Source organism: Pseudomonas sp. GM_Psu_1, from assembly GCF_026544185.1.
In the GTDB taxonomy this organism is placed as follows: Bacteria; Pseudomonadota; Gammaproteobacteria; order Pseudomonadales; family Pseudomonadaceae; genus Chryseomonas; species Chryseomonas oryzihabitans.
Map to the genome: position 1 here is coordinate 56,380 of NZ_JALNUX010000012.1, position 13,685 is coordinate 70,064.

Annotated in this window: 11 protein-coding genes; all 11 read left to right on the plus strand. The window is 65.2% G+C overall.

Going from position 1 to position 13,685, the window contains the following annotated elements; all coding sequences use genetic code 11:
* Positions 1 to 34: 34 nt before the first annotated feature.
* On the plus strand, positions 35 to 1,465 hold the full coding sequence (locus OXS31_RS18690) for an amidase family protein (protein ID WP_267401313.1): 1,431 nt from the start codon (positions 35 to 37) through the stop codon (positions 1,463 to 1,465).
* Positions 1,466 to 1,699: 234 nt separating this feature from the next.
* On the plus strand, positions 1,700 to 2,458 hold the full coding sequence (locus OXS31_RS18695; RefSeq protein ID WP_074585150.1) for a DeoR/GlpR family DNA-binding transcription regulator: 759 nt from the start codon (positions 1,700 to 1,702) through the stop codon (positions 2,456 to 2,458).
* Positions 2,436 to 3,716 carry a Zn-dependent hydrolase gene (locus OXS31_RS18700; RefSeq protein ID WP_074585151.1) on the plus strand — a complete coding sequence of 427 codons (1,281 nt, stop codon included), beginning with the start codon at positions 2,436 to 2,438 and terminating at the stop codon, positions 3,714 to 3,716. The genes OXS31_RS18695 and OXS31_RS18700 overlap by 23 nt, the downstream gene beginning before the upstream one ends.
* An 11-nt stretch (positions 3,717 to 3,727) precedes the next feature.
* Entirely contained in the window at positions 3,728 to 4,669 is a 942-nt protein-coding gene (locus OXS31_RS18705; RefSeq protein ID WP_267401314.1) for an aminoglycoside phosphotransferase family protein, read from the plus strand.
* A 5-nt stretch (positions 4,670 to 4,674) separates the two neighbouring features.
* A complete protein-coding gene (locus tag OXS31_RS18710) occupies positions 4,675 to 5,610 on the plus strand; it encodes a choline kinase family protein (RefSeq protein ID WP_267401315.1) in 936 nt (311 codons plus the stop codon).
* A 226-nt stretch (positions 5,611 to 5,836) separates the two neighbouring features.
* Positions 5,837 to 6,082: a hypothetical protein gene (locus OXS31_RS18715; protein WP_017638722.1), complete on the plus strand. Its 246-nt coding sequence runs from the start codon at positions 5,837 to 5,839 to the stop codon at positions 6,080 to 6,082.
* Positions 6,079 to 7,617 (plus strand): sodium:solute symporter, encoded by a 1,539-nt coding sequence (locus OXS31_RS18720; protein ID WP_017638721.1) that lies wholly within the window; start codon positions 6,079 to 6,081, stop codon positions 7,615 to 7,617. Before OXS31_RS18715 ends, OXS31_RS18720 begins: the two co-directional genes overlap by 4 nt.
* A 66-nt stretch (positions 7,618 to 7,683) precedes the next feature.
* Positions 7,684 to 8,343, plus strand: coding sequence for an HAD family hydrolase (locus tag OXS31_RS18725; RefSeq protein WP_115946955.1), 660 nt, complete (start codon positions 7,684 to 7,686; stop codon positions 8,341 to 8,343).
* A 345-nt stretch (positions 8,344 to 8,688) separates the two neighbouring features.
* Positions 8,689 to 10,314: a methyl-accepting chemotaxis protein gene (locus OXS31_RS18730; protein WP_267401316.1), complete on the plus strand. Its 1,626-nt coding sequence runs from the start codon at positions 8,689 to 8,691 to the stop codon at positions 10,312 to 10,314.
* A gap of 447 nt (positions 10,315 to 10,761) precedes the next feature.
* A complete protein-coding gene (gene atzF, locus OXS31_RS18735; RefSeq protein WP_267401317.1) occupies positions 10,762 to 12,549 on the plus strand; it encodes an allophanate hydrolase in 1,788 nt (595 codons plus the stop codon).
* Between the two features lie 26 nt (positions 12,550 to 12,575).
* On the plus strand, positions 12,576 to 13,685 hold the full coding sequence (locus OXS31_RS18740; protein ID WP_267401318.1) for a BMP family ABC transporter substrate-binding protein: 1,110 nt from the start codon (positions 12,576 to 12,578) through the stop codon (positions 13,683 to 13,685).

Sequence of the window (13,685 nt, forward strand, 5' to 3'; positions counted from 1 at the left end):
TAGACACCTGAGCTGCGAAATGGTCTGGAATTCTATGCAAAAGCTGGATTTAGAGGGATTTTTACCCGATGTAATCAGCTCCGCCCAGCGCATTCGCGAAGGTCAACTGACGTCGGTCACGCTTGTGCAGGCCTGCATGAAGTCCATAAAAGCCACCAATCCAACGCTTAGGGCTTTTGGAGACGTCTACGTTGATCATGCGTTGAACCAGGCACAGCTGCTAGATGCCGAGGCGCGTGAAGGACGCTTCCGCGGCCCGCTGCATGGCGTGCCTTTCGGCATCAAGGACCTGTTCCACACCGCTGGCCTGCGGACGACCCGGGGGTCGCTCACGGCGCTCGACTATGTACCGACCCAGGATGCTCCTATCATCCAGCGCCTCAAGGCGGCGGGTGGGATAGTGCTGGGCAAGACGGCGACCACCGAATTCGGCTGGACCGGCGCCAGCACCTCGCGGGTATTTGGCGACGGCTGCACGCCGTGGAATACAAGTTTGACCAGCGGTGGTTCGAGTTCCGGCTCCGCCATCGCCACGGCGGCGTTCATGGTGCCGGCGGCCCTGGGCTCGGATGGGGGTGGTTCGGTCCGGATCCCCAGCTCCTTTTGCGGCACCTTCGCCCTGAAAGGCTCTCTCGGCCGCATTCCTACCTGGCCGTGGTCGGCGACGGAAACGCTCAGCCACGCGGGGCCCATCACCCGTACCGTGCGGGACAGCGCCTTGCTGTTCGATGTGTTGTCCGGGCCGGATGCGCTCGATCACCAGGCGCTTCCGGCGCCGACGGAGTCCTACCTGGCGCGCTGTGATCAGCCATTATCCCCGCTGCGCGTAGCCTATTGTCCGACGCTGTTCGAGACCCCCGTCCATCCAGAGGTGGCCGCTGGCGTGGACGCGGCAGTGGACACCCTGGCACGCCAACTACCGCTCGAGGTCGAGCGTCTGACCCTGGACTGGCGCGATCCGCTGGCGACCTTCGAGACGCTCTGGGTAGCAGGGCGCGGCATCGCCTATGGCAAGACCCTGGGCGGCCGACTGGGCGAGCTCGATCCCGGCTTCGCCACCTTGATCGAGAAGGCGCGTCAGTACGATCTCGCCGACTATCTTGCGGCTTCCCAGCAGCGAGCGATGTTTGCCAACCAAGTCCACGCGTTGTTCGAGTCCTACGATCTATTGCTGCTGCCGACCTTGCCGATTTTGCCTTTTCCCGCCCACCTGACCGGGCCGGAGGAGGGCTTCGAGGCAGCTGGCAGCGGCACCCCTTGGGCGCGCTGGACCCCCTTTACCTATCCCTTCAACCTGTCGGGAAATCCTGCGGCGAGCCTGCCCTGTGCCTGGAGTGCCGACGAGTTGCCCATTGGCCTGCAGGTGGTGGGGCCCCGGCATGCGGATGCCGCGGTCCTGCAGTTCTGCGCCGCCGTCGAGGCCCTGCTGCCTTGGGCTCATAGAGTACCACCCCTGCTGCGTTGACCTGATACACACGGCGCTCGCCCGCTAAAGAGGCTGGCCCGTTGCACCACCTTTCCAACCTGCCTTTCACCGCTCCATCCGTGAAAGGAACGTTCCATGGCTTCACCCGTCCCGCTATCGCCTCGCCTGTTCTCGCCGCCCAAGGTCGCGGCGAGGCTGCACGCACGCCGCGCGAAATCAGCCGGAGCAGCCCGTTACACTGAGCGCTTCTCTCTGTTGCGGACGACTCCTGCCATGCTGAACCAGCCTCGCCTTGACGAAATCTTGCGTCTCATCAACCTGCAGCAGCGCGTCAAGGCCGCAGACCTGGCGCAAGCCATGCAGGTATCGGAAGAGACGATCCGGCGTGATCTCAAGCACCTTGAGGAGGCCGGCAAGCTGCGTCGGATCCATGGCGGTGCGGTGCTGCCCAAGCCCAACGAAGAGCAACCCCTGCAGGTGCGTAGCCGCATCCAGACGCGCGCCAAGACCCGTCTGGCGGCCTGTGCGGCGGAACTGGTCCAGGACGGCATGGCGCTGTTCCTGGACACCGGTACGACGACCCTGGCGCTCGCGCAGCAGCTCACCCGGTTCAAAGCCCTGCGGGTGGTGACCAACTCCCTGGATATTGGCCTGCTGCTCACACAGCACAGCGCCAATCAGGTGCTGATGACCCCTGGGGATATCCGCCGCAACGATAACGCCCTGATCGGCCCGCATACCCTGGCGTTCGCCGCGGGCTTTCACTACGACATCGCCTTCATGGGGATCGGCGCGGTGGATGCCGAGCTGGGGCTCATGGACTACGAGGAACCCGAGGCGCATCTGCGTCGCACGCTGACGGTGAACTGTCGCCGCAGCGTCATCCTGGCGGACGACGCCAAGTTCGGTCACCGCACCTTCATCAACACCCTGCCGCTCTCGGCGGTGGATACGCTGGTCAGCAACCGGCCGCCATCCGCCGAGTTCGTGCGCTGTCTGGAGTCAGCCGATGTCGAGCTCGTTTACCCGTGACTTTCCCGTTGCCGACGCGGCGGACCTCGATGCCTTCGATGCGTTGTTCGCGCAGAGTTCGGCCATCGGTGCCACCGCCAACGGCGGCCTGCAGCGCCTGGCCGCATCCGCAGAGGATGGCGCCATGCGCGATGTTTTCAGCACCTGGCTCCGCGCCCATGGTTTCACGGTGCAGGTCGACGCCGTCGGTAACCAGTTTGGCCTGATGACCTTCGACCCTGCAGCGCCCTATGTGCTCTGCGGCTCCCATCTGGATACCCAACCCAAGGCCGGTCGTTTCGATGGTGTCTATGGCGTGCTCGCCGGTGCGGTCGCCATCGCCAGCGTGGCTCGCCAGCTCGAGGCGCGCGGTGAAGCGCCGGTCTTCAATCTCGCCGTGGTGAACTGGACGAACGAGGAGGGCGCGCGCTTTCAGCCCAGTCTCATCGGCAGCAGCGCCTTCATCGGGAGTCTCTCGGTCGACGAGGCCTGGGCCAGCCGCGACGGCGCCGGGGTGACGCTGGGGGAAGCCCTCGCGCAGATCGGCTATCGCGGTGAGGCGATGCTGGACCTGCCCGTCGCCGCCTACCTGGAAATGCATGTCGAGCAGGGCGTTCAGTTGGAAAGCCAGGGTCTTGCCATTGGTGTGGTACGGCGCACCTGGGCCGCCTTGAAATGGCGGGTTCGTTTCGACGGCGAGCAGAACCACACCGGTCCGGCGCCCATGGCGGTGCGTCGCGATGCCCTCCTGGCGGCGGCCGAGGCGATCGTGGCTGTCAGGGCCGAAGCCGAGCGGCATGGCCTGGACATGCACACCTCGGTAGGCCGCCTGGAACTCGAGCCCAACTCCCCCAACGTGGTGCCGGCATTGACGCGGCTGTGGGTGGAGTTTCGTTCGCCGTCCATGGCGCTGCTGGTGGAGGCCGAAGAGCGCTTCCGTGCCAGCCTCGATTCGATCGCCGCCCGTACCGGCACCACCTTCACGCTCGAAAGCGAGCAACTGCGCCAACCCAGCCACCTGCACGAAGGACTGGCTGACCTGGCGCGACTGACCTGCGCGGCGCTGGGGGTGCCCGCCGGCGATAGCGCCACCGTCGCCGGGCACGACGCCATCAGCCTGGGGCGTCGCTATCCCGCGGCGCTGTTGTTCGTACCCAGCCAGGGCGGACTGTCGCACAACGAAGCGGAATTCTCGGCTACCTCCGATCTGCACCAGGGATTACGCATTCTCACGGCCTTGCTGTATCGCACCTGTTGCCAACCTGAGCTGTACCTCTGAGGTCCTGCGCCATGACGTCCACCCTTGAATTCGATCGTTTGCAACATGCGTTGGCCGCAGCAGGCCTGACCGCCCTGCAGATCACACCGGGCATCCCGGGCGTGGCCTCGCCAATCCGTTTGGCCTGTGAGTGGGCGGGTTTCCACGTGCACAGTGACCAGGGCGCCTTCTATGCCAAGGTGCTGTACGACGACATGCGGCCACTCATCGATTTCGCCCAGAGCGTCGAGGCGACCCGCTGCGCGGCCGCGGCCGGGGTCACGCCGGCGGTGCGGCTCGCGGATGCCGACGAGGGTGTCATGCTGCTCGAGCGCCTGGCGCCAGAGGACTGGCATTGGGCACGCCTCGACCGACTGCAGCCGGAGCTCAGCCTGGAGGTTCTCTGGCGGCTCAAGCGAGCGGTGCAGGAGGGGCCGGCACCGGCCTTCGAGCGATCGCCCTGGGCCGATCTCGAAAAGCTCCGCACGCTCTGCCGCCAGCAGGGAGTGGCCTTGCCCGCCGACCATGCCTGGATCGATGACTGTGTCGACCAGGCGTGGCACGCCCTGCGCCAGCATCCCGGCGAGGCGCGCCCGCTGCACGGCGATGGCCTCGCCGGCAATGTAATGGTCAATGCTGCAGGCAAATTCCGGCTGCTGGATTTCGATCGGGGCGGTTGCTTCGATCCCTGGTACGACGTCGCCGTCACCCTCAATGAGCTCTATCCCTTCGAGCCGCAATGGCGCGCCGGTATCGCTCGTTGGAGTGCGACGGCGAGCGACGGGGACTACGCCCGCTGCCGCCTCTACGGTCTGCTCGATGACTGGTACTGGACGCTGTGGGGCCTGTGGGCCGGCGTCGCCTCGGCGCGGCCGCTGGAGTTCTCCAAGGTCGGCCAGTGGACCCTGTTGCGCTGCCGCATGACGATTCAGGAGTCGCGCTTCGAAAGCTGGCTCCGTCAGGTACGAGGATGAGCGAGATGAAGCGACTAGGCGAAGCGAGTACTCAGGCGGAGCGGCAGCTCGAGAAGGCGATTCTCGCTCATGAGCCCTGGGCCGGCTGCACGGCCTACTATGCCCCGGTCAGTGGCGGCATTTCCAACACCAACTGGCGGGTGCAGATCGAGGGGGCGCCGACGGCGTTCTTCCTCAAGGTACCGGGGCAGGGCACGGAGCTCTTCATCGACCGGCGTACCGCCCACGATGCCAGCCTCAAGGCCGCGGCCACCGGTTATGGCGCCCCGGTGGTGGCCTTTCTCGAGGCACACGGCGTGGAGGTCTTCGAGTTCATGGATGGCTGGCGCGCCTCGTCCAATCGTGACTTCCTCGATCGCGACGTCCGCCACCGGGCGCTGCGTGCACTCAAGGCCTTCAACGACCAGCCGTTGCTGATCCAGACCAAGACGGCCTTCGACATGATCGACGAGCACCAGCGCCAGGTGCATGAGCTGGGCGGGCAATGGCCCGATGACCATGCCTGGCTCGACCGCCAGTATCGCCGTGCCCGGCAGGCACTGGAGGCGTCCGGGGTCGATCTGGCGCCCTGCATGAACGACACCCTGGCCGGTAATTTCATGCTCAACGCCGCGGCCGAGGTGCGGCTGGTGGACTTCGAATATGCCTCCAACAATGATCGTCACTATGAACTGGCGCTCTGGTTCGGCGAGATGTTCTTCGCCCCGGACATGGAATTGGCCTTGCTCGAAGACTATTTCGGCGCCGTGACCCCTCAGACGCTGGCGCGGGTGTACGTCAACAAGGCGCTGGCCGACCTCAAGTGGTCCACCTGGGCCATGGTGCAGCACGCCGTCTCGCAGATCGACTTCGACTTCTATAAATACGGCGCGCTCAAGCACAGCCGCGCCCGCAGCGTCATCCACGATTCTCGCTGGGAGACCTGGCTCAGGCAGGTCTGACGGATCCCCGAGCCACTTCGCAGAAGGTGGCCGACAACGATAGGAAACACCGGCGTTTCCCTGCAGATGACCTCTTCATCGCGCAGGCGCGCCCCTCGACTGCCTCGCGAAGCCTCTTTCGATCAACCGTCGGCCTGCCACAGGAGCCAGCCCTCGTGAACAGTCTCATTTCCCCTCGTGTACCTTCCGCAGCGCTGCTCTGCGGCGTCCGTAAGGGGGTGTCATCATGACGTCCTCCCGTCCTTTCTCGCTCAAAACCTGCGGTTTCGGTCTGTACTTCTGCGCACTGCTGCTGATGGCGGTCTTCCCGCCGTTCTATCTCAGCGTGAGCGGCAGCACTCAAGTGGTACTGGGCATTCCCTTGCCGATCTTCTACTGGATCCTCATCGCCGTACTGCTCGGCGTCGGCGTAGCGGCGCTCTATCTCGTCGAATCCGCCAATGGCGACATCCCCAAGGAGACCCAGCCATGATCCCTGCCGGTAGCTCCTTCGACATGCTCATCAGCTTCGGCGTCATCGGCCTGTTCCTGGCCGGGATGATCGCCGTGCTCTATCTCACCAACAAGCAGAGCCATGACTTCGCCGACTACGCGGTCGGCGGTCGTTCCTACGGGCCCTGGTACATCGCCATGTGCTACACCAACTCCTGGTGGCCGGGCGCGACCTTCACGGCGTTCTTCTCGTTGTCGGTGGGCGGGGCCCTCGGCTTCTACGGCATGGTCTATTCGACCCTCGGCGTGACCGCCATGTACCTCATGGCCAATCGCGCCTGGACCTGGGGCCAGAGATTCAACCTCACCACCCAGCCCGACCTGCTGGGCATGAGATTCGACAGCCCGGCGGTTAAGCGACTGGCCTCCATCATCGGCATCATCTCGGTATTCCCCTGGGTGGTCATGGGCATCCAGGCACTGGCCATGCTGTTCCAGTTCGCCAGCTTCGGCAGCTGGGGCATCACCGCCTGCCTGACCGCGGGCGTGCTGGTGGTGCTGATCCGCCAATACTGGACGGTGAGCATGGGCATGCGTGGCCTGATCATGACCGACATGTACCAGGGCCTGATCGCCTACGTCCTGGCCGCGGCGCTCTGCGTCTTCCTGCTGGGGGGCAGTGAAAACGCCTCCTTCGCCAACCTGGCCGAACTACCGGCCAAGATGCTGCTGATTCCCGGAGACACCGGCACCGGCTATGGCGCCTGGTACATGTTCAGCCTGATCTTCACCGGGGTGATCGGCTCCATGTGCTGGCCCATGAGCTTCCAGCGCATCTACACCGCCAGCGGCGTCCGCTCGGTAAAGAAGGGCACGGTCTATACCATCCTGCTGGTGGGCGGCTTCTACGGCATCCTCATGCTGTTCGCCGCCGCGGTCAGCCAGGACCCGAACGTGGCGGCCCATCCGCAGCAGGGCTGGTTCCTGTCCCTGTTCGATATCGGCGGGCCGTGGCTGTTGGCGCTGGCCATCGCCATCGTCCTGGCCGCGAGCATCGGTCACGTCGACGGCTGCGTGCAGGTCTGCGGTGTGCAGTTCGCCAATGATCTCGCGACCTGGACCACGCCCCGGACCGACCGCCAGCTCACCGCGCTGGCCAAGGGCGGAATGATCGTCTTCATCGCCGCCGCCGCCGTGGTGGCCTACCTGACGTTCAACTACTCGCGCCTGCAGCTGCTGGCCCAGATTTCCTACCAGGGGATCATCCAGCTGGCCGTGCCGCTGTTCTTCGGCATCTTCACCCGCTGGGGCAACAAGCAGGGCGCCATCCTGGGGATGCTCACCGGCATTCTCATCGCCATCGTCCTGACGGTGCTCTACCCGGACGACATCGCGGCGCTGGGTTCGCTTACCAGCGGCATCGTCGGCGTGATCTTCAATGCCCTGGTGTTCGTGGGTTGCGCCCTGGCCATCAAGCCCAGCGAGGCGGAAAGCCGGCGGGTCGCCGATCTGTTCGAGCTCGGCGTGGCCCCGCGTCCGGCCGCCAAAGGTGCGGTAGCGCCGGCAATGGGCTGAGCTGTCCCTCCCGGCCGCCAGCGCGCCGTTGGCGGCCGCGTCTCTTCAACACGCTGGAAAATTCCCATGGCTCTTGCTTTGTTCGACCTCGACGAAACCCTCATCCACGGCGATTGCGCCAGCCTCTGGAGTGCCTGGATGGCACGCATCGGCTGGGTAGACGCCGAGGACTTCCCGCGCCGCGACCAGGCGCTCATGGCCCTGTACGGCCAGGGGCAACTGGCCATGGAAGACTACATGTCGTTCAGTCTTGAACCGCTGGTTGGCCGGACGCCCGCGGAGGTGGCCGAGGTGGTGCACGGTTACCTCGATACTGTCATCGCACCGCGCTTCTATCCCGGTGCCCGCAGCACAGTGGAGGCCCACCGCCAGGCGGGCGACCGTCTGCTGGTAATTTCGGCCTCGGCGGCCTTCCTGGTCCAACCCATCGCGGCCCGCCTCGGTATCGAGGAGGTGCTGGCGATAGACCTGGAGGTGGTCGCAGGTCGGTATACGGGGCGCACCTCGGGCGTGCTCACCTACCGTGAGGGTAAGGTGATCCGTCTCGAGCAGTGGCTTCAGGAGCAGCACGAGTCCCTGGCGGGCGCCAGTTTCTACTCAGACTCCCGTAACGACCTGCCCCTGTTGAGCAAGGTCGAGCACCCAGTGGCGGTCAACCCCGACGAGGTACTGCTGGCTCAAGCCCAGGCCGCAGGATGGAAGGTGCTCGACTGGCGGATCGCCTGAACCTTAGCGGCTCGGCAGCCTGCGGCATAACGTCACGCTCCAGGGCGCTTTGACTCCGGCCGCGGCGCGGCAGAGTTACACGGCGACCTGCTGGAACCGGTGGACACGCCCTGGTCATCAGCGTGGCTCAAGCTGTGCGGGGCCAGGCGTCGCGTCTCGTCGAGCGCCGCTGCCGACCGTTCGTTAAAGCCTGAACTGACGGAGCGGTGCGGCCCTCTCGTGCGTGCTGTCGTCGATAGTCAGTGGCCGCCTCCGGCAATCGAAAGCGGCACGCCAGACAGGTTCTGCTCAAGTAATCGCGGTTTCAGCCGCTTCGCTTGCCTCTCTCATCATGGGTTCTTCGCTATGTCTTTTCGCTTATTCAGCATCGCTCACCGCAGTCTCTTCTGTTTCGGCCTTATGGCTATCCTGGTCGCGGGCCTGGGCATCTTCAGCGTTCTGGAAATGACCCAGATCCGGCGGCAGAGTCTGGTGATAGAGACCAGGAGTGTTCCCGGTATCCTCGAGGCGGACAATCTGGCGGTCCAGGTGGCCCGTACGCGAATCGAAGTCTTGCGCCTGCTGGCCGTACCTGAGGCCGCTTCGGTCGCGGCGACGCGGAAGAAGATCGAAGCCATCAGCGGCGAGGTCTCGACGGGCTTCGGTCGCTATGAGCGACAGGGCATGTCCGATCGTGAACGCCAATCCTTCGAGGTACTGCGGGATACCTACCGGGATTATCTGGCCAACGCCTACCGGGTGGCCGACTTGGTACTGGCGGGAAAGATGGATGAGGGGCGCTCCCTCGTGCAAGCCGCCATGACGCAGCAGGGCAATCAGATGAACGAGCGCACCGAGGCCTTGCGGAAGATCAACCAGGAAGACATCCAGACCGCGGCGGATGCTTCCAGCGCCACCTATGGCCAGGCGAAGTCGGTCACCTGGATCGCCATTGCCCTGGCCTTGAGCCTTACGCTGCTGTTGGCCTGGCGGCTGACGGTCAGCATGACTCGGCCTATCGCGGCAGCGGTCGCGGCGGCCAAGACCATCGCGAGTGGCGACCTGACGCAGGTCCTGGACACACAGGGGCGCGACGAGGCGGCCCAATTGCTGCAAGCCATGCGTCAGATGCAGGCGAACCTGCGTGACACCCTGGGGCACCTCGGGCATTCCGCGACGCAGCTGGCGTCGGCGGCGGAAGAAATGTCGGCGGTTACTCAACAAAGCGCCCAGATGCTCCAGCAGCAGAACAGCGAAATCGAGATGGCCGCCACCGCCGTTACCGAAATGAGCCAGGCGGTAGAAGAGGTGGCGGGTAACGCCACTTCGACCTCTGCCGAGTCACGCCAGGTGGCCGAGACGGCGCGCCAAGGCCAGCAGCAGCTGGGCGATACGCTCAGCGCGATCCAGAGGCTCACCGATAACGTCATAGGCGCGAGCGAACGGGCACGGGAACTGGCAGACCAGACCCGCAACATCAGCCAGGTGCTGGATGTCATTCGCTCGGTCGCGGACCAGACCAACCTCTTGGCTCTCAACGCCGCGATCGAGGCGGCACGCGCTGGCGATGCGGGGCGTGGCTTTGCGGTCGTGGCCGATGAGGTTCGGGCGCTCGCGCATCGCACCGGGGAAAGCACGCGGGAAATCGAAGGCATGATCGGCAGCATCCAGCAGGGCACCGGCCAGACCGTGGACGCCTTGCTGACCAGTGCCGACCAGGCACGGCAGACCCGTGACCGGGCGGAGTCGGCCAATGCCGCACTGGTCGCCATCGCCCAATCGGTATCCGGCATCGACGAGCGGAATCTGGTGATCGCCAGCGCCGCCGAGGAGCAGGCGCAGGTGGCGCGGGAAGTCGACCGCAACCTGGTGCAAATCCGGGACCTGTCGGTGCAGACCGCCACCGGCGCCAGCCAGACCCGTGCGGCGAGCCGGCAGCTGTCGGACCTGGCGATTTCGCTCTCGGGACAGGTCGGTCGCTTCCAGTTGTAAGACGAGGTCGGGCGCGCCCCCTAGGGCCGTCAACTTGCGGCAGGCGGATTCAGCCAGCAGGGGAGCTGCCTGATGCGGGAGGGGGCAGAGTCCCTCGCGGCCTTGGTCGGACTTCGGCGGCCTCACGGTGAGGATGGGCAAGGGTCAGGGTCGCGCTGATCCCCGGTTTCACCGGGCGCGCTGCCAGGATGACGAGCGGCACGCCCTAACCGGGAGGGCGGCCGTGTGAGGCGGTGGTGGGACAGGAAGGTTTCCCCGTGGTGGTGCGCCAGGGTTCTCGCTGCACGCTACTGGTGCGCAGATTGATCACCGACCGGGACGCTGGTTGGTCATTCGAGCGTGCGGGGCTTGAGATAGACGGTGACGGCAGTCCTGGGCTGCTTAGGGGCAGGTTGGCACAGAGCATGCAAATCTTGAATTCACACTTGTATACAAGAATGAATGCTCATGAATCTGTACCCCATCAGTACCCTGACCCAGCGCTATGCCGCAGGTGATCTGACGCCCAGCCAGACCGTACAGATCTTGCTAGAGACGCTAGAGCTCAGTGATCGACCAGAGGTATGGATTCACCGTCTACCGCAAGAGGCCTTGCAGGCGCGGGCCCGGGAGTTGGAGCAGCAGGCCAACGAGCTCGGCGGCGCGCTGCAGGAGCGGTTTCCGCTCTATGGCATTCCCTTCGCGGTCAAGGACAACATCGATGTGGCAGGACTCCCCACCACGGTGGCCTGTCCAGAGTTCGCCTACGTGGCCCGGGAAAACGCCTACGTCGTCCAGCGTCTGCTGGATGCCGGCGCCATCCTGGTGGGCAAGACCAACCTCGATCAGTTCGCCACCGGCCTGGTGGGCGTCCGCTCGCCCTATGGCGCCGTGCGCAACGCGGTCGATGAGCGCTACGTGTCCGGCGGCTCCAGCTCCGGCTCGGCCGTCGCCGTCGCCCTGGGCTATGTCGCCTTCGCCTTGGGGACGGATACGGCCGGCTCCGGGCGGGTGCCCGCCGGATTGAATGGGATCGTCGGGCTCAAGCCGAGCCTGGGACTGCTGAGCAGCCGCGGCGTCGTGCCGGCCTGCCGGAGCGTCGATACCCTGTCCATCTTCGCCGCGGATGCCGCCAGTGCCTGGCAGGTCATGCAGGTGGCGGCCCACTACGATGCCGAGGACGCCTATGCGCGCCAACCCCTGACCCGGCCCGTGCAGCGCCGGCAGTGTAGGGTGGCGGTACCGGCGCAGCCGGAATTCTTCGGCGACGGCCAGGCCGCGCAAGCCTACGCGCAGAGCCTGGCGCGGTTGCGCCAGGATCCCAGCGTCACGATCGACGAAATACCCTATGCCGTCCTGGCCGAAGCAGCCGCACTGCTTTATCAGGGACCCTGGGTGGCCGAAAGACGGGCGGCCGTAGGGCAGTTCTATGCTGAACGACCGGCTGCCATCCATCCCGTGGTCAAGGGCATCCTGGCTGGCGCGGATCGTTTCAGCGCGGTCGATACTTTTGAGGCGCACTACCGGCTGCAAGCCCTGACCCGGGACGCCGAGCGACTGCTGGCGGGCTTCGACCTGCTGGTGGTGCCCACGGCGCCGTGCATGCCCACCATCGCTGAGGTCATGGCGGATCCCGTCCAGAGCAATGCGCGCCTGGGTCACTACACCAATTTCGTCAATTTGATGAACATGGCGGCCTTCGCTTTGCCAGGGGTACCCCGGGCCGATGGTCTGCCGGCAGGTATCACCCTGATCGGCCGGGCTGGTTCGGACCATTACCTGGCCGAGACGGCCGCCCGCTGGCAGTCGCTGTTCGAGGGCGAAGACCAAGGCGACGCTATCGCCCTCGCGCCCCTGGACGCGAGTGAACCCCAGGTGGAAGTGGCCGTCGTCGGTGCACATCTCTGGGGCCAGCCTCTGAACTGGCAACTGCTCGAAAGCGGTGCCCGCCGCCTGGCGAGCACCACCACCAGTCACCACTACCGCCTCTATGCCCTGGCCAATACCCAGCCGGCCAAGCCTGGCCTGGTCAGGGTAGCGGAGGAGGGTGCGGCGATCGACCTCGAGGTGTGGGCTATGCCGCTGCGCCTCTTCGGCGCCTTCGTCGCCGCGATTCCCGCGCCGCTCGGCATCGGCTCGGTTGAGTTGGCTGATGGACGCTGGGTCAAGGGCTTCATCTGCGAGCCTGCCGGCCTCGATGGCGCGCAAGACATCACCCGCTTTGGGGGCTGGCGCGCCTATCGCGCTTCGCTCTGATCCCGACACCCACCGAGGACCTTGACATGAATCCTATCGACCGTCGCAATTTCATCAAGCTGGCAGGGCTGATCGGCGCCAGTGCCGCGCTGCCGTTCAGCCTGGCCCGGGCTGCCGACAAGCCCCTCATCGTCGGCTTCATCTATGTCGGCGCCCGTGACGATTTCGGCTACAACCAGGCCCATGCGCAGGCTGCCGCGATCATCAAGACGCTGCCCAACGTCAAGGTGATCGAAGAGGAGAATGTCCCGGAGACGGTGGCGGTACAGAAGTCCATGGAGGCGATGATCCGCCAGGATGGCGCCGCCCTGATCTTCCCCACCTCCTTTGGCTACTTTGACCCCCATGTGCTCAAGGTGGCGAAGAAGTACCCGGATGTCCGCTTTGCCCACTGCGGTGGCCTCTGGCAGGAGGGCAAGGATCCGCTGAATGTGGGCAGTTTCTTCGGCTACATCGATGAGGGTCAGTACCTCAACGGCGTGGTGGCGGGCCATATGAGCCAGTCGAAGAAGCTCGGCTTTATCGCGGCCAAGCCGGTGCCCCAGGTGCTGCGCAACCTCAATGCCTTCACCCTCGGTGCGCGCTCGGTCGATCCGAGCATCACCGTCACGGTGATCTTCACCGGTGACTGGTCGCTGCCGGTCAAGGAAGCCGAGGCGGCCAACAGCCTGATCGACCGCGGCTGCGACGTCCTGACCTGTCACGTGGATGGTCCCAAGGTGATCGTCGAAACCGCCGAAAAGCGGGGCGTCATGACCTGCGGCTACCACGCCAGCCAGGCCGCCCTGGCGCCCAAGGGCTATCTCACCGGTGCCGAGTGGAATTGGGAAACCCCTTATCGCGCCCATGTCGAGGCCGCCCAGGCCGGCAAGCCGATGATCAACTTCATGCGTGGCGGGCTCAAGGACGGCTTCGTGAAGACCTCGGCCTACGGCCCGAAGGTGAGCGACGCGGCCAAGCAGCAGGCCGACGCCATCAAGGCCCAGATGCTCGCGGGCAGCTTCGTCATCTTCAAAGGCCCGATCAAGGACAACAAGGGCACTGTCGTCATCGCGGAAGGTACCAGCCAGCCGCAGACCGACGTGGTGCTGGAGCGGATGAACTACCTGGTCGAAGGCGTCCAGGGCCAGATCTGA